20 protein-coding genes and 1 tRNA gene are annotated in these 22,948 nt (G+C 32.0%); 8 read left to right on the top strand and 13 right to left on the bottom strand.

What is annotated here, in order from left to right; genetic code table 11:
• Positions 1-58: 58 nt before the first annotated feature.
• A complete protein-coding gene (gene metG / locus NH341_RS02950; protein ID WP_239178222.1) occupies positions 59-2,113 on the bottom strand; it encodes a methionine--tRNA ligase in 2,055 nt (684 codons plus the stop codon).
• A gap of 115 nt (positions 2,114-2,228) precedes the next feature.
• Between metG and NH341_RS02945 the strand changes: the two genes are divergently transcribed.
• The gene (locus NH341_RS02945; RefSeq protein WP_253055658.1) at positions 2,229-3,215 is read left to right on the top strand and encodes an LD-carboxypeptidase; all 987 of its coding nucleotides are present in this window, start codon (positions 2,229-2,231) and stop codon (positions 3,213-3,215) included.
• Here the strand turns inward: NH341_RS02945 and NH341_RS02940 are convergent.
• On the bottom strand, positions 3,212-3,421 hold the full coding sequence (locus NH341_RS02940) for a DUF2892 domain-containing protein (RefSeq protein ID WP_253055657.1): 210 nt from the start codon (positions 3,419-3,421) through the stop codon (positions 3,212-3,214). The two genes, NH341_RS02945 and NH341_RS02940, sit on opposite strands and share 4 nt — an antisense overlap.
• Before the next feature lie 39 nt (positions 3,422-3,460).
• Here NH341_RS02940 and NH341_RS02935 point away from each other — a divergent pair, with 39 nt between their 5' ends.
• Positions 3,461-3,820, top strand: a complete 360-nt coding sequence (locus NH341_RS02935) for a YraN family protein (RefSeq protein ID WP_047788259.1) — start codon at positions 3,461-3,463, stop codon at positions 3,818-3,820.
• Between the two features lie 54 nt (positions 3,821-3,874).
• On the opposite strand, the gene NH341_RS02930 is transcribed toward NH341_RS02935, so the two are convergent.
• A complete protein-coding gene (locus tag NH341_RS02930; RefSeq protein ID WP_082118598.1) occupies positions 3,875-5,257 on the bottom strand; it encodes a TlpA disulfide reductase family protein in 1,383 nt (460 codons plus the stop codon).
• Positions 5,258-5,381: 124 nt separating this feature from the next.
• On the opposite strand from NH341_RS02930, the gene NH341_RS02925 reads away from it, so the two are divergent.
• Entirely contained in the window at positions 5,382-6,176 is a 795-nt protein-coding gene (locus tag NH341_RS02925; protein WP_159509225.1) for an SDR family oxidoreductase, read from the top strand.
• Here NH341_RS02925 and NH341_RS02920 read toward each other — a convergent pair.
• Positions 6,173-6,529 (bottom strand): hypothetical protein, encoded by a 357-nt coding sequence (locus tag NH341_RS02920; RefSeq protein ID WP_159611055.1) that lies wholly within the window; start codon positions 6,527-6,529, stop codon positions 6,173-6,175. The genes NH341_RS02925 and NH341_RS02920 overlap by 4 nt on opposite strands.
• A gap of 81 nt (positions 6,530-6,610) precedes the next feature.
• On the opposite strand from NH341_RS02920, the gene NH341_RS02915 reads away from it, so the two are divergent.
• A complete protein-coding gene (locus NH341_RS02915) occupies positions 6,611-7,141 on the top strand; it encodes a CvpA family protein (protein ID WP_159611057.1) in 531 nt (176 codons plus the stop codon).
• Between the two features lie 195 nt (positions 7,142-7,336).
• Here NH341_RS02915 and NH341_RS02910 read toward each other — a convergent pair whose 3' ends face one another.
• Together NH341_RS02910 and pgk are read right to left on the bottom strand one after the other, a co-directional pair.
• The gene (locus tag NH341_RS02910) at positions 7,337-8,377 is read right to left on the bottom strand and encodes an NADP(H)-dependent aldo-keto reductase (protein WP_159611059.1); all 1,041 of its coding nucleotides are present in this window, start codon (positions 8,375-8,377) and stop codon (positions 7,337-7,339) included.
• A 126-nt stretch (positions 8,378-8,503) separates the two neighbouring features.
• Positions 8,504-9,691, bottom strand: coding sequence for a phosphoglycerate kinase (gene pgk / locus NH341_RS02905; protein WP_047787919.1), 1,188 nt, complete (start codon positions 9,689-9,691; stop codon positions 8,504-8,506).
• Between the two features lie 112 nt (positions 9,692-9,803).
• Between pgk and NH341_RS02900 the strand changes: the two genes are divergently transcribed.
• The 3 genes from NH341_RS02900 (at position 9,804) to NH341_RS02890 (ending at position 10,907) form a co-directional block, all read left to right on the top strand.
• Positions 9,804-10,226, top strand: coding sequence for a molybdenum cofactor biosynthesis protein MoaE (locus tag NH341_RS02900; RefSeq protein WP_047787920.1), 423 nt, complete (start codon positions 9,804-9,806; stop codon positions 10,224-10,226).
• Between the two features lie 59 nt (positions 10,227-10,285).
• Positions 10,286-10,359: transfer RNA gene (locus tag NH341_RS02895), tRNA-Ala, on the top strand.
• 14 nt (positions 10,360-10,373) lie between these two features.
• The gene (locus NH341_RS02890) at positions 10,374-10,907 is read left to right on the top strand and encodes a GNAT family N-acetyltransferase (RefSeq protein ID WP_047787921.1); all 534 of its coding nucleotides are present in this window, start codon (positions 10,374-10,376) and stop codon (positions 10,905-10,907) included.
• Here the strand turns inward: NH341_RS02890 and NH341_RS02885 are convergent.
• Positions 10,904-13,660 carry a PD-(D/E)XK nuclease family protein gene (locus tag NH341_RS02885; RefSeq protein WP_253055656.1) on the bottom strand — a complete coding sequence of 919 codons (2,757 nt, stop codon included), beginning with the start codon at positions 13,658-13,660 and terminating at the stop codon, positions 10,904-10,906. The genes NH341_RS02890 and NH341_RS02885 overlap by 4 nt on opposite strands.
• A 68-nt stretch (positions 13,661-13,728) precedes the next feature.
• Between NH341_RS02885 and NH341_RS02880 the strand changes: the two genes are divergently transcribed.
• A complete protein-coding gene (locus tag NH341_RS02880) occupies positions 13,729-14,517 on the top strand; it encodes an amidohydrolase (RefSeq protein ID WP_159509153.1) in 789 nt (262 codons plus the stop codon).
• A gap of 100 nt (positions 14,518-14,617) precedes the next feature.
• Here the strand turns inward: NH341_RS02880 and NH341_RS02875 are convergent, their stop codons facing one another.
• The 6 genes from NH341_RS02875 to NH341_RS02850 form a co-directional block, all read right to left on the bottom strand.
• The gene (locus tag NH341_RS02875; protein WP_047787924.1) at positions 14,618-15,598 is read right to left on the bottom strand and encodes an acyl-ACP desaturase; all 981 of its coding nucleotides are present in this window, start codon (positions 15,596-15,598) and stop codon (positions 14,618-14,620) included.
• A 37-nt stretch (positions 15,599-15,635) separates the two neighbouring features.
• A complete protein-coding gene (locus NH341_RS02870; RefSeq protein ID WP_253055655.1) occupies positions 15,636-16,364 on the bottom strand; it encodes a 1-acyl-sn-glycerol-3-phosphate acyltransferase in 729 nt (242 codons plus the stop codon).
• A 141-nt stretch (positions 16,365-16,505) separates the two neighbouring features.
• Positions 16,506-16,928: a hypothetical protein gene (locus NH341_RS02865; RefSeq protein WP_047787926.1), complete on the bottom strand. Its 423-nt coding sequence runs from the start codon at positions 16,926-16,928 to the stop codon at positions 16,506-16,508.
• A 102-nt stretch (positions 16,929-17,030) separates the two neighbouring features.
• Entirely contained in the window at positions 17,031-19,796 is a 2,766-nt protein-coding gene (locus tag NH341_RS02860; protein ID WP_159611069.1) for a carboxypeptidase-like regulatory domain-containing protein, read from the bottom strand.
• Positions 19,797-20,002: 206 nt separating this feature from the next.
• The gene (pgi, locus tag NH341_RS02855) at positions 20,003-21,586 is read right to left on the bottom strand and encodes a glucose-6-phosphate isomerase (protein WP_159611071.1); all 1,584 of its coding nucleotides are present in this window, start codon (positions 21,584-21,586) and stop codon (positions 20,003-20,005) included.
• Between the two features lie 2 nt (positions 21,587-21,588).
• Complete coding sequence (locus NH341_RS02850; protein ID WP_159508859.1) at positions 21,589-22,869, bottom strand: peptidoglycan DD-metalloendopeptidase family protein; 1,281 nt, start codon at positions 22,867-22,869, stop codon at positions 21,589-21,591.
• Between the last annotated feature and the right edge of the window lie 79 nt (positions 22,870-22,948).

Here is a 22,948-nt window from a genome sequence, read left to right as displayed (position 1 = left end):
GTATAAAAAACCTCGCATTTAAGCGAGGTTGCGAATATAATAAAAGCTTGTTTTTTGTTTAGGCTATAAACTCTCCGTTATTTACCTTTTTAGAAGGTTGAACAAAAGCTAATTTACCCTCAGGAGTATCTGTCATTAAAATCATTCCTTGGCTTTCTACACCACGTAATTTTCTTGGAGCTAAATTACACAATACAGATACTTGCTGACCAACGATATCTTCTGGTTTAAAGCTTTCTGCAATACCAGAAACAATCGTACGTGTATCAATACCAACATCGACGGTAAGCTTCAGTAGCTTTTTTGTTTTAGCTACTTTTTCAGCAGCAACAATAGTCCCTATTCGAATATCCATTTTTGTGAAATCATCAAATTGAATAGTTTCTTTTTGAGGCTCAACTACTTTGTTAGCAGCTTCATTTGCTTTCTTGGTAGCTTCTAACTTGTCTAACTGTGTTTGAATTGTAGTATCTTCAATTTTAGAAAATAATAATTCAGCTTTGTTTACTTGATGGCCTTCAGGTAATAAAACATCTTTTTCAGCTACATCATTCCAAGCAAGCATAGTATCAATATTTAAAATTGACTTTAATTTACTTGAAGTAAACGGTAAAAAAGGTTCTGATAACACTGCTAAACCTGTTGCGATTTGCAAGGCAACGTTCATAATAGTTTTGGTGCGCTCTTCGTCAACTTTAATTACTTTCCATGGCTCTTCGTCAGCTAAGTACTTATTACCTAAACGCGCTAAATTCATCATTTCTTGAGAAGCTTCTCTAAAACGATAACGTTCTATAGACTTTGCAATAATATCTGGAAATTGCTGTAATTGCTCTAAAGTGTCTTTGTCAATTTCTAATAATTCCCCCGCAGGTGGTACCTGTCCGTTGTAGTATTTGTTTGTTAACACTACAACACGGTTAATAAAGTTTCCGAAAATAGCAACTAACTCGTTATTGTTCTTTGCTTGAAAATCTTTCCAAGTAAAATCATTATCTTTATTTTCAGGAGCGTTAGCTGTTAAGGTATAACGTAACACATCTTGTTGGTCAGGAAATTCCTCTAAGTACTCATGTAACCAAACAGCCCAATTTTTAGAAGTTGATAGTTTATTTCCTTCTAAATTTAAAAATTCGTTAGCTGGTACATTTTCAGGTAAAATAAAATCACCATGAGCTTTTAACATAGCAGGGAAAATAATACAATGAAATACAATATTATCTTTACCAATAAAGTGTACTAATTTGGTATCGTCTTTTTTCCAATAATCTTCCCAGTTTTTACCTTCACGAGCAGCCCATTCTTTAGTAGAAGAGATATAACCAATAGGCGCATCAAACCAAACATATAAAACTTTTCCGTCAGCACCTTCAACAGGAACAGGAATTCCCCAATCTAAATCACGGGTTACTGCACGAGGACGTAGTCCGTCATCAATCCATGATTTACATTGCCCTAATACGTTAGGTTTCCAATCATTTTTATGTCCTTCTAAAATCCATTCGCGTAAGAAAGCTTCGTGTTTATCTAAAGGTAAAAACCAATGTTTAGTTTCTTTTAAGGTAGGAACATTTCCAGTAATAGCTGATTTAGGATTAATTAAATCTGTAGCATTATGACTTGTCCCACATTTTTCACATTGGTCTCCATAACTTTCTTCGTTTCCACATTTAGGGCATGTACCAATAACAAAACGATCTGCTAAAAATTGATTAGCTTCTTCATCATACAATTGTTGCGTAACTTCTTCAACAAATTCACCATCATTGTATAATTTGATAAAGAAATCTGAAGCTGTTTTATGATGAATTTCAGCCGAGGTACGCGAGTAATTATCAAAAGAAATACCGAAATCTTCAAACGATTTTTTAATGATTCCGTTGTACTTATCAATAATAGCTTGTGGAGTAACACCTTCTTTTTTAGCACGCATTGGTATCGCAACTCCGTGTTCATCAGAACCACAAATATAGGCTACGTCTTTTCCTTTTTGACGCAGATAACGGGCATAAATATCTCCAGGAACATACACTCCTGCCAAATGACCAATATGGATTGGTCCATTTGTATAAGGTAATGCTGCTGTAATTGTATATCTTTTTGGTGTACTCATGTTTTTCTACTAAAATTAAAGCGCAAAAGTACGAAAAAGCAATTTTTTATACTGTTATAAATTAGGTACATTTGATGGACTTTAGACTTTTAAAGTCAAGAAAAGAGACTTGTTTATGGAAAAAAGAATTTTTACCTTATTTTTTATACTGATAATTATATCAGGTTATGCACAAAATAAAACAATGAAGTTAACCACACCACCCTATTTGCAAAAAGGAGATACGATTGCAATTGTTGCTCCTGCTGGAATTTTAAAGAACCGTAAGCATACTATTGATAAGGCTAAAAGTTTAGTAGAAAGCTGGGGGTTAAAGGTAGTGTATGGTAAGCATGTGTTTAATCAGAATGATCATTTTGCTGGTACCGATGAAGAGCGTTGTCAAGATTTTCAAGACGCGTTAGACAATCCTAATATTAAGGCTATTTGGAGTGCACGCGGAGGATATGGTTCTGTGAGGATTTTAGATAGATTAGATTTTACTAAGTTTAAAAAACATCCAAAATGGATTATTGGATATTCTGATGTTACAGCATTTCATAATCATATTCATAATTTAGGTATTGAAACAATGCATGCGATGATGGGAACAAGTATGGAAGAAGATCCAAAAGATCTTGTGCAAACAATCGCTACTTTTAAGAAAGCATTATTTGGAGAAAAATTACGCTATGAAGTTCCTGCTTCACAAGAGAATAAAGTAGGTGAGGTTTCAGGAGAATTAGTGGGTGGTAATATTGCTATTTTGGCTTCGATGTTAGGGTCGGACAGTCAAATTTCTACAGATGGAAAAGTTTTGTTTATTGAAGAAATAGGAGAATATAAGTATTCGATAGATAGAATGTTACAAAGCTTAAAGCGAGCAGGGTATTTTACTAAAGTTAAAGCGATTATTGTGGGAGATATGACTAAGATTAAGAGAAATACCACTCCTTGGGGAAGTTCAATAGAACAATTAATTTTGGACGTTGTTCCTAAAGATATCCCTATATTATTTAATTTTCCTGCAGGTCATGAACCAGATAATAGAGCATTGATAATGGGTAGAGAAGTTAAATTATCGATAAGTAAGAATAAGCAGTGTTTGGTAGAATTTAATTAACTGTTTTTTGTTTTACATGTGTTTATTCCTAACAACTTGTATAGTGGGCAAAAATTTATTAAACTAGTAACCAAAAGTATAATTGCTAATACAAGTAAGATATTACCAAAAATTCCTGTAATAAATTCAAAGTAAGATAGCGCAGCTATTATTAGAGCAATTAAAGTTCTAACAGCTTTATCAGTGTTTCCCATGTTTTTTTTCATGATAAAAAGGTTTAAGGTTACTCAAATATAAGTTTTTAAATGGCACAACACAATGAACTTGGTAAGAAGGGAGAGCAACTAGCAATAGATTATCTTGTTAAAAATGGGTACACTATTGTTGAAAAAAATTACTGTTTCCAAAAAGCAGAGGTTGATATTATTGCTCAAAAAAAAGATGTATTGGTTGTTATTGAGGTTAAAACAAGATCTACATCTTATTTTGGAAATCCACAAGACTTTGTGAACTCAAAGAAAATAAAGCTATTAGTTACTGCTATTGATAATTATGTAAATGAACGAGGGTTAGATGTTGAAATACGGTTTGATATCATTGCTATCATTAAACAACGAAATGAGTTTGTAATAGAGCATATTGAAGATGCATTTTTATATTTTTAAAAAAGAAAAAGCTCAACAAATTTGTTGAGCTTTTTCTTTACGTTATATTGATATTTATTTCTTATCGCTATTGAAATATTTTTCTACGTCTTCAACGTGATCAGGCATAGCAATAATATTTTTGTCTTTGTCTAATACGAAATAAGACGGAGTACCAAGTAGGTTATATTTTTTTACGGTTTCGTTGTCAAACTTATACTCAGGATGTGTTCCAATAGCATTGTGCCATCCTGGTAAATTCTTAACAAACTCGTCCCATTCATTTTCTTCATTTTCAATACCAAAAGAAACTACCGATACTTCTTTATGAGTTTGCATAAACTTATAAAGTTCTGGAATTTCTTTTATACAGTGTGGGCAACCAGTACTCCAGAATACTAACAAATACTTGTTTCCATCATTTAATGTTGATAATTTATATTCTTTATCTCCTTCTTTCCAAGAAAAATCAGGTGCCACTCTACCTACTGTTGCAAGTAAGATGTCTAGTTTTTCCTTTTTAAAATCAACATCTTGATCTTCAGCAGGAAGTTTGTCATAATATTCAGCAAACATCCAGTCTACTGCAGGCCCGTTACGTTTTTCAGTAAGAGCACTAATTAAATAATCGATAACTGCTTTTTCTAACTTGTCAGAAGAAATTTTCTTCATAACATTGGTAATAGATTCCTTTATTAATTTTTGTTGAACATCCTTATCTTCAGAATAATTTAGGTAAAAAACATAATCGTTAATTCGGTCAATCAAAAAAGAAGAATTGTATAGTTTGTCACTTTTAAAATCTACATATTCAAAAAAGTTTTCACTAGTAGCAGATAAATAATCTTGAACGTTATCATGAGGGTTAGATGAATTATAACGGCGAGAGGCTTTTATAAAACTATTTACTAACATTCCTTCAGACTTATTTTCATACATTTCTTGAACATCTTCTAACTCTTTAAGCTCTTTTTTGTATGCTTTTTTTGTGTCTTTTGATTTAGTCTCAATATAAGAAGCTTGTAATGAATCTATCTTTTTTTGAACAGCATTATATGCTTGTAAGTATTCATTGTATAATTTGTTTTCTCTAGAGCTAGTAAATAAAACCGATTGGTCCGGATATTTTGGATTAAAAACAAATTCAACATTTTCTTTATTAAAGAAAAAATCAACAAAACCTGCACCAGAATTTCTATAAGTAGCTCTGTAAGCACCTGGAGTTGCTGTATTAGGTAGTTCAAAACTAAATTTACCTAAAACTTGTTTTTCACCGCTTATAGCTACAGTATCAAATTTAATGGTGGCATTGGCAAGAAACTTTTGTTTTGCTCCCTCAATTTTATATAAAATAACCCAATCTCCTTTGTCTGGAGGGGTCATGGTACCTTTAACAGTATACTGTGCATTTGCAAGTGATGTGGTGAATATTAATAGAGCCAGTAATTTTTTCATCATAATATTTAAAAAGGGTTATTAATAAGGTTTTAAAACTAGTCATTTACGAACTTCTATCCAAGAAGTGTACCACTTTTATTTTATCTTGTGTATTTTAGAAACGTTTTTTTAATCATTTGAAAACATGAACTTTAAAGAACAAATATTTTGGGTAACAGGTGCGTCTTCAGGAATCGGTAAATCTCTAGTCATTGAGTTATCTAATTATGAAGCAAAATTAATTATATCATCAAGAAATGAAAGCATTTTAAGAGAAGTGAAAAAGAGTTGTAAATTTCCTGAAAAAGTTATGATTTTGCCTTTAGATTTAGAAGATTATGAAAACCTTCATGAGAGGGTAATCAAAGCAATTTCATTTTTTGGAAGAGTAGATGTTTTAGTGAACAACGGAGGAATAAGTCAACGATCGCTAGTGAAAAATACTTCAATAAAAGTTGATAAACGTTTGATGGATGTTAATTATTTAGGAACTGTGGCGCTTACAAAAGCCTTGTTACCTCATTTTATTGAAAATAAATCAGGGCATTTTGTTGTAACTACGAGTATTGTTGGTAAAATAGGAACTCCATTACGTTCTACGTACGCTGCTACGAAACATGCTTTACATGGTTTTTTTGATAGTTTGAGAGCAGAACATTATAAAGACAACATTGCTGTTACTTTAATTTGTCCAGGATTTGTAACTACCAATGTGTCGAAAAATGCATTAACAGGAAATGGTACCCCGCAAAGTACAATGGACATAGCGACAGCAAATGGTATAGATCCAGATAGATTTGCTAGAATGATGTTAAAAGCTATAAAGAATAAAAAAGAAGAAGTTTATATAGCAGGTGTGAAGGAAAAGTTAGGTGTATATACGAAACGTTTTTTCCCTAAGTTATTATCAAAAATGATTCGGAAATTAAGTGTTACTTAATCAAAAAAATTAATTAGTTCAAAATAATTAATGATGGCTTCTTTCATTAAAACCGATTGTTCACCTGGTTTTAAGTTGGGTAATTCGGTTACAGTTTTATAGTGAGGCCATCCATCATCGTCAAAAAAATCGAATTCATAGTATCCGTAAGGTTCTAACAACTTACAAATAGCAATATGCATAAGGTTTACCTTTTCATCTTTTTTAAACTTACGATGCCCTTGTCCCAATTCTTGAACGCCAATTAGGTAGATAACTCCATCTATATTAAGCTCATCACCGTCAGCAAATTGTTGTGATAATTGAGTTATTACAAAATCCCACTTTTCTTTTAAATTGATTTCTTTTGCCATTTGTGCTTTTTGAAAAAGCAAAGATACAAATGAGTTATGTATATTTGAGCATAGATTTTATAGTAGAAGGCTTTTATATTTATGAATACTTTTGATATTATTATTGCAGCATTACTACTTTTTGGCTTTGTAAGAGGTTTAATGAAAGGGTTGTTTGTAGAGGTTGCTTCACTAGTTGCTTTGGTTGCAGGAGTTTATGGGGCTATCCATTTTTCATACTTTATTGGAGATTGGTTGAAAACTAGTGTTACTTGGGATGAAAAGTATATTTCTTTGGCGGCTTTTGCTGGAACTTTTGTGGTCATAATTGTAGCTATAGCACTATTAGGAAAAATTTTAACCAAAATAGCTGATTTTGCAGCTTTAGGAATTTTGAACAAAATTTTAGGTGGTGTTTTCGGTGCTTTAAAAATTGGATTAATTTTAAGTGTAGTTTTTATTTTCTTCGGAAAAATGAATGATACTATTCCGTTTGTAAAAGAGAAAAGCCTAGAAGAGTCTATTTTATTTAAACCAGTAAAGAAGATTGCTCCAACGATTTTTCCTTCGATTATAAAAGACCAAGAAACACAAGAAAATAAAGATAATAAAGAGCTAGAAATAACAATATAAGTGCTGAGCCTCTTTAATTTGTTAAAATCTATCGGGTGTCATCTCTTAATATACTAAGACCAACTTCTCTTTTTAAACCCTTCCTCTGTATACTTTTTGTACTGTAACAGTTTTATAATTAGGTTTACACATTAAATCTATCAAAAAGTCAATATAAAATTTATATTGACTTTCTATTTTATTTCTTTTGCCCAACTATGGAGCTGGATTAGGAATCATTGTATGCACCGCTTCAATCTCTGCTAAAATATCTTCAGACAGTTCAATATTGATAGAATTGATATTCTCTTTTAGCTGACTCATTTTTGTAGCTCCAATAATATTACTAGTTACAAATGGTAACTGATTAATATACGCCAACGATAATTCCGTTAACGTCAACCCATATTTATTGGCTATTTTTTGATACTCTAAAACCGCTTTTTCTGAACCTTCATTTTTATATCTAGCGATAAACCTTGGAAATAAGGTTCCTCTCGCTCCCTCTGGAGTTTTTCCATCAATATATTTTCCTGTTAATACTCCTTGTGCTAAAGGAGAGTAAGCCAGTAAGCCAATATTTTCTCTCATAGAAACCTCAGACATTCCTACCTCATATCCTCTATGAATTAATGAATATGAGTTTTGAATCGTAACCATTCTTGGTAAACCATGCTGTTCTGCTGTTTGCAGATATTTCATCGTTCCCCAAGGAGTTTCGTTAGACAAACCTACATGTTTTATCTTTCCTTGTTTTACGAAGTCATTCAAAGTTTCTAAAATCTCTAAATGCTTTTCAGCTTCTTCTGCAGAAGTTTTATACGGATAATCACGTACTCCAAAACAGTTTACTCCACGATCTGGCCAATGCAATTGATATAAATCGATGTAATCTGTTTGTAACCGTTTCAAGCTACCTTCTATAGCTTCTGATATATTTTTTCTATTAAAGCCACCTGTCCTAATATGAGCTGTATAATCGCCTCCTCCAGCAATTTTAGACGCTAACACTACTTTTTCTCTGTTTCCTGTTTTCTTAAACCAAGAACCAATAATTTTTTCTGTTGCTCCGTATGTTTCTGGTGTTGCTGGTACAGAATACAATTCTGCGGTATCAAAAAAGTTTACCCCTTTCTCTAAGGCGTAATCCATTTGTTCATGACCTTCTGCTTCAGTATTCTGTCGACCCCATGTCATTGTTCCTAAACAAATTTTAGAAACTTTTACATCGGTATTGGGTAGTGTTGTGTATTTCATTTATTCTGTAATTATTAAAGATTTACTGTAAACCAATGATCATTTCGAAAGAGGTACAATTGAGAAATCTTTAATTTAAAAAGTTACTCCTTTATGAGATTTCTCGCTACCACTCGAAATGACGAATTATTTTAAAATAGCTTCAATTCCTGGTAAGGTTTGTCCTTCTAGCATTTCTAACATTGCTCCTCCACCTGTAGATACATAACTCACTTTATCAGCAAATCCGAATTGTTTTACCGCAGCAACCGAATCTCCACCACCTACAAGTGAGAACGCTCCATTTTTAGTTGCTTCTTCAATAGCATGTCCTAAACCAATGGTTCCTTGCGCAAACTTTTCCATTTCAAAAACTCCTAAAGGACCATTCCATAAAATTGTTTTTGATTTTGCGATAACTTCAGCAAACTTTTCAACGGTTTTAGATCCACAATCTAATCCCATCCATCCATCAGGAATTTCGTTTGTATCTACTACTTGCGTATTCGCATCGTTTGAAAAAGCATCTGCAATAACAGCATCTACTGGTAAATGGATTTCTGTATTATTCTCTTTTGCTTTCGCTAAAATTTCTAATGCTAACTCTAATTTATCCTCTTCAACTAATGAGTTTCCTATCTTACCTCCTAAAGCTTTGATAAACGTAAACGTCATACCACCACCAACAATAATGTGATCTACTTTTTCAATAATATTTTCAATCACACCAATTTTAGACGACACTTTCGCCCCTCCTAAAATAGCGGTCACTGGTTTCTCTGAATTGTTTAATACCTTATCGATGCTTTCAATCTCAGTTGCTAATAAATTTCCGAAGCATTTATTTTCTGGAAAAAATTGTGCGATAATCGCAGTAGATGCATGTGCTCTGTGTGCTGTACCAAAAGCATCATTTACATACGCATCTCCCCATTTGGCTAATTGTTCAGCAAAAGCAACATCTCCCGCTTTTTCTTCTGTATAAAAACGTAAGTTTTCTAACAATAAAACTTCTCCGCTTTTTAAATTAGTTACTGCTTCTTCAACTACCGAACCAATACAATCATCAACAAACTTCACTTGTACACCTAACACTTCTGTTACCTTGCTAACAATATGACGTAACGAAAATTGATCTTCTTTTCCTTTCGGACGCCCTAAATGCGACATTAACACACAGCTACCACCATCTTCTAATATTTTAATAATCGTTGGTTTTGCTGCTTGGATTCTTGTATCGTCTGTTACTTCAAAACTATCGTTTAAAGGCACATTAAAATCTACGCGAATTAATGCTTTTTTATTTTCGAAATTGAAATCGTTCAATGTTTTCATTTTAAGTTGTGTTCTGTTTCAGCAAACAAAAATAATTATTTAAATCTGATTGGTTTCTATTCTTTTTGAGCTTTCAATCTTATATCTTTGTTAAACTTACATGCTTATTAATATGAACACAACATCTATAAAAATAACTTCTGAAAAACTTAATTTACAGGAATGTTACGATTTTGTAGCTGATCCTTCTTGTGGTGGAATCGCTGTTTTTGTAGGTACTGTAAGAAATGCTACACAAAACAAAAAAGTAACTCAACTAGATTTTTCTACCTACAAGCCCATGGCAATTAAGGAAATGCAAAAAATTGCGGATGCAGTTTTGGGAAAGTTTAGTGTAACAAAAATTGCTATTCACCATGCGGAAGGCTTGTTAACGATTGGTGATGTTCCTGTAATTATTACTGTTTCTTCTCCACATAGAAAAGCGGCTTTTGAAGCTTGCCAATATGCTATAGATACCTTAAAAGAAGCAGTTCCTATTTGGAAAAAAGAATTTTTTGAAGATGGTGGAGTTTGGGTGAATGCGCACCCTTAAAAACACTATATTTGGTAATAAATCATTTCTAATAATGTAAATGCATAACAATCTTTATTGGGGCATTAGCTCAGTTGGCTAGAGCGTTTGACTGGCAGTCAAAAGGTCATCGGTTCGACTCCGATATGCTCCACTATTTTTAAAATTATGATTGAGTTTACCACAGCTTCTAATCAAACAGAATTGCTTCAAATATTGAAGTTGCAACAACAGAATTTGCCTGGTAATTTATCAGAAATAGACAAAAAAGAACAAGGTTTTGTTACCGTTCATCATGATTTGGAATTACTGCAAAAAATGAATGATGTACATCCGCATATTATTGCAAAAAGTAACGGACTTGTTGTTGGTTATGCTTTATCCATGTCTAAAATTTTCAGAAATGACATCCCTATTCTCATTCCTATGTTTGATGAAATAGACACTACTTCAGAGGGTGCTAAACCTTATATTTTAATGGGGCAAGTTTGTATAGACAAGCATTACCGAGGAAAGGGAATTTTTAGAGGTTTATATACTAAAATGAAAGAAGAATTCTCTGAAATATACGATTCTATCATTACTGAAATTGATAAGAAAAACACTCGATCTATCAATGCACATAAAGCGATTGGTTTTAGAACTTTAAAAACCTACACAAGTAACGACCAAGATTGGGAAATTGTTTATTTAAAGATTTAATAAGGTAAATCGGTAGGCTCAATAAAATTGATTGTCGGGTCGTATAATTCCGTTAACAGATTCTTTATTTCTGCTATAAATTCTTCTAATCTTTCTTCTGTAATAGCGTTATCAGGTTTTCGATAATTAGATGAGAAATTCATCTGTAAAAAGCCACTTTTTAAGTTTTTGAAGGAGATAATTCCTGCTGCCAATCGTTTCTCAAAATTAAATTGTGTGTGTTGAGTATATAAAAACGCATATAACATTACCTGAATGGCTTTGTGGTATTTTAAATCGCGTATCACTTCAAAGTCGAGTACTTTTAAGTTCGTGCTATCAACCATTCCTGTTTTATAATCAATAATTCTAGTAACACCGTTGAGTTCATCAATTCGATCGACAATTCCTTTTATTTTTATTGGAAAATCAATTCCTTCAACCTTTATTTCTGAAGACAATTCCTGCTCAGTAGCAATTATTTTTAGTTGGTTATTCTCATCTTTCAGCAATTGTTTTTCCTTTAGTAAAAAATTCTCTACAAAACGATTTGCAACTTCAAAAATTAATCGATTCTTTCCTGTAGTTAAATCTCCGTTTTTAAAATGTTTTGAAAAATAAAAAGTTACGAGTTCTTTGGTTTTCTTCTGCATATTTTCAACATCTCCTAATTGCAAATATTTTCCTTCAAAGGGTTTATATAATTCTTCTAAGATATCATGCACAACAGTTCCCATCGTATTTGCAGCAACTGTTTCTTCAACGTCGTCTAGTTCATTAATTTTTAAAATTTTCTGTTTGTAAAAGGCAATCGGATTGTACAAATAATTGGTTAATGCTGATGGAGAAATCCCTTTTTGAGCTAATTCTTGTAAGCGTTCAAGAACTTTTTCATCCTTCTGAATTTCTTTCAATTGAACAGGCGATGTTACTACTTTAGGACTCACTATTTTTTCGGTAATATCGTCTCGCATCATTTCTAACTGCGTTACAAAACGACTTTTTTCTCCGCTTCCAAATACATCATGCTCTGTATTGTACAAAATGTAAATGTTTTTAGCACGTTGTAACAATCGGAAAAAATGGTAGGAGAATAGCGCATCTTTTTCTCTGTAGGTTGGCAACCCAAATTCAATCTTTACATCAAAAGGAATAAACGTGTTTTGTTGCTGATTGGCAGGCAAAACTCCTTCATTCACAGAAGTTATAATAACATTTTCAAAATCTAATACACGTGTTTCTAATACTCCCATTAACTGCAACCCTTGTAAAGGTTCTCCTTGAAATGATAAACTTTCCGATTGTATTAGTTGTCTAAAAAACTGATGTAAGGTTTTTAAATCTTGTACATAACCAAACTCATTATGCAAGTTTTGTAACTGAGTAAATGCAGTATAAAATCGGAATAAGTACTCTTTTTCTAACTCGTTAGTATTTTCCTTCAACAAGTTAATTAACTCTATAATTCTGTTTAAAAACTCACTAATTGATACTAACGGATTAAAAATTGTCGTTATAGTTTTCTTTATTTCTTCACTTACAACAGACAAAAATGTTACAACCTCTTCTTGACCAACAAACGTATTGTTTTCTTTAGCAATCGCTTCTGAAAGTGTATCGGCTGTATTAGTTTGCTCATCAATCTGTAATAATCGATAAATGGTGGTATCTTTTACTAATCGAATTACATCTTTATGATAAAAAAGATTTTCTTTCTTCTTTTCTAACTTTTCTTGATTTATAAATAGGTGGAAAATAGCAAATACTAAACTTGTAGTAGGCACATCTTTTAAAGGGTATCCCATTGTAATGTTAACTGCATTTACAGTTGCGGGTAATGAATTTAAGGTAATTGGCAACAAAGTTTCATCTGCCAAAACCAATGCTGTATTGTTGTAATTAGGAAGTTTAGCTAAAATCTCTCCTGCATATTTTATCTGCGTGATGTTTTTTGAAGCTCCGATAACATCAATATGTTTCTTTTCAGAAAAATATTCTTTAATCGTTTGAATTGGGTGCTGCTGATAATACTTCCATCGAGTTTTGTACTTCCTTAAAAAGCTTCCTGCTTGGTGTTGACTTTCGTAAAACGTTTTGTCAATATCCCAATAAGCTTCTGCATTTCCATTCAACAAAAATTGTTCAAACAAGAATTCTTCCGCTGCATTTAATGCATTGAATCCGATAAAAAAGTATTTTTTCTGTTGATTTCTATGGATGAAATTCGCTACTTTTTTAGTTGATTCTCTATATAAAACCCCTTGGTATCCGATATTATTTTCAAGTAAAAACTGATAAAAAGCATCGTAATATTTATTCAACTTTTCCATGAAAGCAAAATGATCTTTCATTAATTCAGTTTCTTGAAACTCTCCCTTTACTGACCATTTTCGTAAGCGATGAATGTCTCGCAAATACACAAATATTTCTCGTGTGTTAATCAAATGCTGATCGATCTCATTAAAATCTTGCAACACCGTAAATGCCCATGATGAAAACACATCAAAAGAATCTGGGGTTTCTTCTTGTTTTTTATAAATTGTATAAAAATGAAAAAGGAGCTGGACGGAGTCTACCTTTTTCATTTCTGAAATTTCTTCAACAAAATCACCAATATTGATAATCTCTGGTAAAAAACCTGCCGAAATTTTCTTTTTAAACGTTTCTTTTACAAAAACTCCTGCCCTTTGTGAAGGCAATATAAACACAACATTTTCAAACGATTTGGTGTTTTGTAAAATAACATCTAACGTTTCTGAGATAAAAGACTGCATACCTTGGTTTTCTTGTAAGCAAAGTACAATTTTTATCCTACTTTTGATAGTACAGACAATATATGATTATGAACACAACGAATACTTTAAAAGTAGCTTTGATTCAATCGGATTTGGTTTGGGAAAATCCAACAGAAAACAGAAAACGATTTGAAAAAAAAATCAATGGTTTATCAGACGAGATTGATTTAATCGTTTTACCTGAAATGTTTACTACAGGTTTTACCATGAATGCTTCAGCAGTTGCTGAAACTATGGAAGGAGAAACAGTACAATGGTTGCAAAATTTAGCACAAGAAAAGAGCATTGCTATTACTGGAAGTATAATTATTAGTGAAAATAATAATTTTTACAATCGTTTATTATTTGTGCATCCTTCAGGAAAAATAGATTCGTATAACAAAAAACATACGTTTACGCTAGCAGGCGAACATGAAGTATTTTCTGCAGGAACTGAGAGAATTATAGTTGGCTATAAAGGATGGAAAATTTGTCCGTTAATTTGTTATGATTTACGCTTTCCTGTATGGGCTAGAAATACTGAAAATTACGATTTATTACTCTATGTGGCAAGTTGGCCTAAACCGCGTATTGAAGCATGGGACAGCTTATTAAAAGCTCGTGCTATTGAAAATATGAGTTATACGATTGGAGTAAATAGAGTAGGTGTAGACGTTAACGGTTATGAATATATTGGAAATACGGTTTGTTACGATACTCTAGGCAATTGTTTAGCTAAAAATAACCAAGGAACTGAGGAAATATTAATTGTTGAGTTAGATAAAGATAAACAAATAGAAACACGCAAGCGTTTTTGTTTTTTAGATGACAGAGATGCCTTTGTTATTAAAAAATAACGTCATTACGAGGAGTTTATGACGAAGTAATCTGTTTGTAGAATAACCATAAACCAGAAGATTACTTCACTACCGTTCGTAATGACGCTACTTAATCAGTTTATGCAGGAATCATCCATTTAAAATTGAACTTAGTATCTGGTACTACAATACGTTCTGTGATTCGATACATTCTATCTGGTAACTTCATTAAGAAATCTCGTGCTTTTTCTGCTTCTGGAGTTAAATTAGTAATCTTATCTATTTCCCAAGCTTCATTTAGTTTTCTCACAATATCAACATAGTCAAAGCCGGTGTATACACCTATTCGTTGCGCAACGGTTGAAAAATCGTCAAACAGACTTCCTTTCTCCCCAAATGATTCTCTTAAATGCATTGCAGGCATAACTATTTTGTGTTTCATCATGTGTTGAAATGCCAACATCATTTCACTTGGGTCAATCTTGAAGATTTCCTTTACAAACTCTGTATACGCTAGGTGATGACGCATTTCATCTCCCGCAATAATTCGAGACATTTTTGCCAAAGCTTTGTGCCCTTTCTTTTTCGCTATTTTTGCTACATTTAAGTGCGAAATATACGTTGCTAGCTCTTGAAAACTAGTGTAGACAAAGTTTTTATACGGATCTGTTGCTGTACCGATATCAAATCCATCAGCAATTAAATGCTGTGTAGATACTTCTACCTCACGCATATTTACTCTTCCTGAAAGATATAAATACTTATTTAACACATCTCCATGACGATTTTCTTCAGCTGTCCAAGCACGAATCCATTTTGCCCAACCATTGTCTGGTTGTTGTGTTACTCCATCTAAATCTAACAACCATGATTCATAGGTTGGTAAAGCTTCTTCAGTGATTGTGTCACCTACTAAAACCACCCAAAAATCATCGTCAAGCTCCTTTGAAATTTCTTGAATTTCTTTTACTTCATCAATAAAAGAATCTTTTTGAGAATTAGGTAAAAAATCGGTTGGTTGCCAAATTTTTTCAATTGGCATTAAGAATTTGTCTACAAAACTGTCTATATTTTTTTCCAGCGTTTGCATTACTTCCTTTCGTATGTTTTGTAATGACATAATGAAATTTAAGGATTATATTTATTGTTGTTTGTTTTTAGTGTATTCCAGATTTAACTGTTGCTTCCACTTTGGTAATTAACTTATCAAACGGTAAGCTGTCTACTTTTATTGGTTCATGAGTCTGGATCTTTATAGGACTTCCTATTCCTAATGGAAATTTTCCGTATTTAAATACTTTCCACGAATTATTTATTGATAACGGAACGATATAAGCTTGTGGATTGTATTTAGCTATCATTTTAAGCCCGTTTACAGAGAATACCTTTGGTTTTCCTGTTCTACTTCTTGTTCCTTCCGGAAAAATCGCGGCAGACCATTTATTTTTATTAATTCGTTTGGCGAACTTGCCTAATTCAGATAAGGCTTGCTTAGGATCTTTCCTGTCAATTAAAGCAGCTCCTCCATATTTTAAATTGAAAGAGATACTGGGAATTCCTTTCCCTAGCTCTTTTTTTGATACAAATTTTGGGTAATGTTTTCTAAGGTACCAAATTATTGGCGGAATATCAAATGTACTTTGATGATTTGCTACAAAAATCAACGTTGTGTTTTTTGGCAACTTGTGTTTGTTTTCAAACTCAACTCGAATTCCTAAAATCAATAAAGATTTTATTAGGAACCAATTCATAATATTTACTACATTTTGGTGTCCTTCTTGACCAAAGAGTTTTAACCCTAACCATTGTAATGGGTGAAAAATTAATAATAAAGAAAAAAACACCAATGCAAAGATTGATGAGAGTATATAACTTAAAACCTTCATTTTATATAGTTATTTTTTTGTTTGCTTAGTTCTATTAATATAATAGATAAAATCGTTATCAAATCATACCGATTTCATTATTAAAACTTTACTGATGCGCAAAAATAGAAAATCCCGCGGAAGCGGGACTATAATTTTATCTTAAAACCAATTATTCCAAGGAATTCTTGAGAGAATTAATAACAACGCCAATCCGTAAAAGATAGCAAAGGTTTTAAACTTGGCTTCGCTTTTTACTTGTTTTTTATGTTTAGACCATCCTATCGTAATTAACACTATAGCAATAATCATAGTTAATGGATGTTCAATTGCCAATAATCTTGCTGCTGGCTCTTTCATCACCTCTCCTCCATTAGCTTTTAAAGCTTGATACCAAGGAGACATAAAATACCATCCTAAGCCTATTAATAATTGAATATGAGTAGTGATTAGAGTAAATAAACCTAAACGGAACTCTTTATGGGTAAATTCTTTTTTTTGTACTAAGCCTATAATAGCATTTACTACCGTAAATATTAAAACTGCTAATACAATATATGCCCAATAAGAGTGCAAATTTTTCATCATGATTTGTTAATTTTTTGTACTTGTAAAAGTACTGAATTTTCTGCATAAAAAAACCACCTCTTTTGAGGTGGTTTTCAATTTATTTCTAATTTGAAATAATTAGAAGTTATATCTTACTGAGAAGTTCCAAGTAGTTCCAAAACCGAAAAACACTTTGTTCCCCGTGTCTATACCTCTAAAATCAACTCCTGTAGCGTCTCTCTCGTCACCAAAGTAGTTAGTAGCAGATTCTGCAATGTACTCTTCATCGAATAAGTTATTTACGTTAAGTCTGAAGTTTAAAGATTGATTCTTCTCTTCGCTTAATATCCACTTATATGACATACCTAAGTCAGACAAAGAGTATCCTGGTAATTGTAAAGAACCATTATGATCAACCTCATCAAAATCATCAGCATTAATTCTTGAATATAATCTATCAACAAAACGTTGATTATAATCAATCTTGAAGTTCTTGAAAGGTTTAACCTCAATTCCTAATCTAGCTGTAGTTTGTGCAGCATCACCAACTTTAACACCATCTAAATATAATGTTTCAGTTTCTGGGTTACCATTAATATCTAAGATAGGGTTATTATCATTGTCTAAATAAGTAGCAGAAACAGTTGATCCATATTCCCAGTCTCCATAAGAAAACATACCTAATAATCTTACATCTTCAGTAATATCGTATGTAAAATCTAATTCTGCTCCCATATGAATTTGCTCTACTCCTTGAATATCAGCATTGGCATTTTCTCCATTAAATCTAGAAGATATAGAAATAAACCTATCTTTCCATTGAGTTCTATATAAATTTATATTAGTTCTAAAACGCTCAGTTCTGTATCCATATCCTAATTCAAAACCTAAAACTTTTTCATTCCTAGGGTTAGGATTTACATTATTCGTGTTATTTAAGAAAATAGCATCAAATTTAGGCTGTTGAGAATAATAACCAGCGTTAGCAAATACGTTATGTTGCTCATTAACATTCCAGTTAATTCCACCTTTAATATTTCCACCCCAAATAGTTTCCCAATCTGTTTTTTGATCTGGATCAGAATCTAAAAAGTTAAAATAATCAACTCTTTGAAACCCTTGATTAGAGACAGCACCTTGAATAAATGCAGATATATTATCATTTTTATACTCTAATTGAGTAAATGCTCCTAACCATCTGACGTTGCCATCATTGTAATAAGCAATTTTATCTTCTTTATCTGTACTTTTGAAAACGTTCCATAAAGCACCTAAATCAGAACTATATTCCGTATTATAAACTGCTCCTACATTATTATCATCTCCATTTTCTTGAAAACCGTTTGCTCCTAATAAATTATCAACTCTTCTATAATGAATCCCTGTATAAGATCTAATATCAATTCCAAAATCAAGAGTTAAGTTTTCATTTAATTCAGTATTAAAATTAGATAATAACCCAAACCAATTATGTGAATTAACAGAAGCCCTTCTTGTTAAACCATTACCTCCAGAGTCGTTAACACCTCCATTGTTTGCCCTTGTATATAATCCTCCATCTGCAAAAGTAACTGTATTACCTTGGTTATAACTAGATATTTTATCCCACATTACTAGACCATTAGATGGATCTCTAAATATTTTACTTGAAGCATATTCTCTAACATTTCTACCTCTACTATCCAGTACATCATTTCCAGAAGCATCTTTTTTATTCAAATAACCTATATCACCTGTTCCTCCTCCACGCCCAAAAGAGACATAAGCAGAAGTAGATAATGTAGATGAGTCATTAATATCCCAATTCCAGTTTAAGGAAGCTACTGGTTTATGATAGAAATTTCTTCTCCAATTAAACTCTTCACCATTTAAATAACCATGATTGTAATTATATTTTTTACCATATTGTAAATAATCTCCTAAAGTAGCCATGTTAAAGAAACTCCCTGTTCTTTGATTATGAGCTTGAGGAGCTCCCGTTAACATAAATTGTAAGTCATGAGCATTGTTAAGTTCCCATCCAAGTCCTATAAAATAATTATACCCTTCGAATTCTGTTCCGTCAACATAGCCGTCACCTGCTGTTCTGCTCATTAAGAAAGATGCAGCAAAACCATTTTCATTTTTACCTGTAGAGTAAGTAGCTAATGTTTTTAAGTAATTATCATTACCATAGGAAGCTAAAATAGAACCTCCTTCTTTTTTATCAGTTGTTTTTGTTACAATATTAATAGTCCCTCCAACAGAAGATATTGCTAACTTTGAAGAACCTAAACCTCTTTGTACTTGCATTGCCGTTGTTACATCTGACAAACCTGCCCAGTTAGACCAGTATACTGCTCCATTCTCCATATCATTAACAGGAACTCCATTAATTAAAACTGCTACGTTTTCTTGTGAGAAACCACGAATATTAATACGTGCATCTCCAAAACCACCACCAGATTTAGTTGCATATACAGATGGTGTACTGTTTAAAATTTCAGGAAACTCTTGAGACCCTAACTTCTCTTGAATTTCTGAAGCTTTAATTGTAGATACTGCTACAGGCGTTTCTCTATCCTTAGCTACATCTATTAAACCTGTTATAACAACCTCACCTAAAATATTAGATGGTTCTAAAGCGATAGTTCCTAAATCAGATGGTCCTGAAAAAGAAACAGTTTTGTTAGTATACCCAACAAATGATACTATAACTGCTCCAGACTCTGAACTAGCGTTTAGTATAAACTTTCCATCAAAATCAGTCGCAGATCCGTTAGTAGTCCCCTTTACTACAACGTTAGCCCCTGGTAATGGTTCCCCCATTTCGTCAACTACTGTACCAGTAATTTTTGTTTGACCTAAAACCGTAGCTGTTATAAAGAACAAAGCTACAAGTAATACATTTTTAAATGTTTTCATTTTTTAATCTAATTGTTATTAAATGCAGGTGCAAATATCCTGCTTTTCATTAGTGCTAATATTAACTTAATGTTAAGTTTTAACAAGAAATTAAGACCTTGCCATATCTAAAAAAAGATTTTAGACACTGAACAACAAAAACTTAACCCCTAGAGCTATCGTTAACAAAATCTATATATAAGTTAAAAAAAGTATCAGAGATACGATTAACTAGAGCTTAATCGTTTGTAAGTTTTTTTTTGAGCTAGTTCTTTTCCTAATTCTACACCAAATTGATCGTATGAAAATATATTCCATATAACTCCTTGAGTAAAAATTTTGTGTTCATATATAGCTAAAAGCATTCCTAGAGAATAAGGTGTTAGTTTTTTTAAAACTATTGAGTTACTAGGATGGTTACCTTTAAACACCTTATATGGTAAGAGCTTATTTATTTGACTTAATTGATTATTAATTTTTAAATCTAAATGAGCCTCTTCTTTTGTTCTTCCAAAAGCTAAAGCTTCTTGTTGCGCAAAATAATTTGCGAGCAATTTTTCATGATGATCCTCTAGATTATGTAACGGTTCTTTAAACCCTATAAAGTCAACAGGTATTAACTTTGTTCCATGATGTAATAATTGCATAAATGCATGTTGAGAATTTACACCTGTTCCTCCCCAAACAATTGTTCCTGTTTGATAATCAACTTTATTTCCGTTTCTATCAACATCTTTACCATTACTTTCCATCACCGCTTGTTGTAAATATGGTGGAAGTTTTTCTAAGTATTCACTATATGGCAATACCATTTCGGTTTCAGAATCGAAGAAATTATTATACCAAATACTTAAAAGAGCTAAAACAACTGGTATATTTTTATTAAAGTCAGCTGTTTTAAAATGGTCATCCATTTTTTCGGCTCCTTTTAATAATTCTTTAAAATTTTCAAACCCTATAGACAGAGAGATTGATAAACCTACGGTTGACCAGAGAGAAAAGCGTCCGCCAACCCAATCCCACATTGGAAATATATTTTTTTTATCAATTCCAAAACTATCAACAGCTTCAGTATTACAAGAGACTGCAACGAAATGTTTAGAAACATCAAAAACAGTTGCATGTTTTAAAAACCAATCTCTTATTGTATTAGCATTATTAATTGTTTCCTGTGTTGTAAAACTTTTGGAAACTATTATAAAAAGTGTTGTTTCTGGGTTTATTTTTTTAAGAATTTCTGAGACATGGTCTCCATCAATGTTTGACACAAAATGTATGTTCAGTTTATTCTTGTAAAACTGTAATGCTTCTGTAACCATTTTTGGACCTAAGTCAGATCCTCCAATACCTATATTAACAACATCTGTTATTGACTTCCCTGTATAGCCTTTCCATTTTCCTGAAATAACTTTATTACTAAAAGCTTTCATTTTTCGTAAAGCTGTTTTAATTTTAGGCTTTACATCTTTTCCTCCTACAAAAACGGGTAGGTCTGTACTACTTCTTAAAGCTGTATGCAATACTGCTCTGTTTTCCGTAGCATTAATTTTGTCTCCTGAAAAATATTTTTCAATAGCATCTTTTAATTCGACTTCTTCTGCTAAAGAAATTAATAAGTCGATTGTTTCTTGAGTTATTCTATTTTTAGAATAATCAACACTTAATTCATCTAACAAAATAGAAAAATTATCTTTTCTGTTTTTATTCTTACGAAACAGTTCTTTTAGCTCATAATTTTTCGCTTCATTAAAATGTTTTATTAACTTCTCCCAAGCATTTGTCTTTGTCGGGTTTATATTTTGTAAGGGCATAATTAATTAGTAGCTAAAATTTCTTTTTCTTTAAATGAAAGTGGTTCAGGTTGTGGTAATTTTATATTATCTAACTGTCTTTTAAGTGGTTTTATATACTCTAAATACGTTGGTTTTATTTTAGGGTCTAAAGGTTCTGCTGATGGTAATTTTTCACGAAATGGATCTACTTGTCGTCCATTTTTCCAAAAACGATAACAAACATGCGGACCACTTGTATTCCCTGTCATACCAACCCAACCTATAATATCTCCTTGCTTCACATAATCTCCTACTCTAACATTACGTCTTTTCATGTGTAAGTATTGTGTTGTATAGGTACTATTATGTTTGACTTTCACATAATTACCATTTCCTCCTCTTCTTGCTGATTCTACAACAGTACCACTTGCTGTTGTCATAATAGGAGTTCCGTACCTAGCAGCAAAATCAGTTCCTTTATGCGGTCTCACTCTATTACCATATAACTTAATTCGTCTTCTTAAATTATATCTTGAGGAAATTCGATATTGAAATTTAATTGGTGATTTTAAAAAAGCTCTTCTTAGCATATTTCCTTCCTGATCGTAATACTCTGGAATTTTTTTTATTGAATCGGCTACATACCTGTAAGCATACAAATCTTCTCCGTTATGTTTAAAAATAGCTGCTTTGACTTTACCATAGCCAACAAAGGTAGTGTCATTTATAAATTTTTCTTCATATATCAATTTAAATGTATCTCCTTTTTGCAAACGATAAAAATCCAAAGTCCAAGCATAAATATCTGCTACAGTATTTGTTAGCGTTGGCTTTAATTGTAGGCTATCCATTGTTACAGATAAATTAGAGTAAATTTCACCAGCTATTTCTTTTTCTACGGTTTTTATCTTTTTTCTATGTTTATATGCAGAGATTATTGAGTCTTTAAAATCTATAACTGTAGCTTCTACTTTATTATGTTTGTAAATAAAAACTTGAGCCTGATCTAAACTATCTTTTGAAGCTAAAATTGTGTACGCCTTTCCAGATCGTATTCTCCTTACATCAAAAGTATCTTTAATTTTAGTAGCTATCTCATTAATTTTAGGGTACATTACGTGATGTCTATCCATAATAACACCAAAGCTTTCTCCATTATTTATAGTATCGTTAATAACCTTATAGTTATCTAAATTAAACCCGTAAGCTATAACAGGTTTAGGTTTTTCTATTTTAACGGGCTCTTGCACGACTACTTTCTTTTCTTTTTTACACGAAAAGAACAGACATAAAAGAATAAATGTAAAAATGATTTTTTTCAAAAAAAGCTGCTTTAAATTTGGGTTTATGCGCAAAAGTACAAATAAATAGTATTTTTTCTCTCACTTTAACAATTCTTAA

It is taken from the genome of Tenacibaculum sp. XPcli2-G, from assembly GCF_024124505.1.
GTDB lineage: Bacteria > Bacteroidota > Bacteroidia > Flavobacteriales > Flavobacteriaceae > Polaribacter > Polaribacter mesophilus.
Note: the sequence above shows the minus strand (reverse complement) of the source record. Positions and strands in the feature narration are given on the sequence as shown.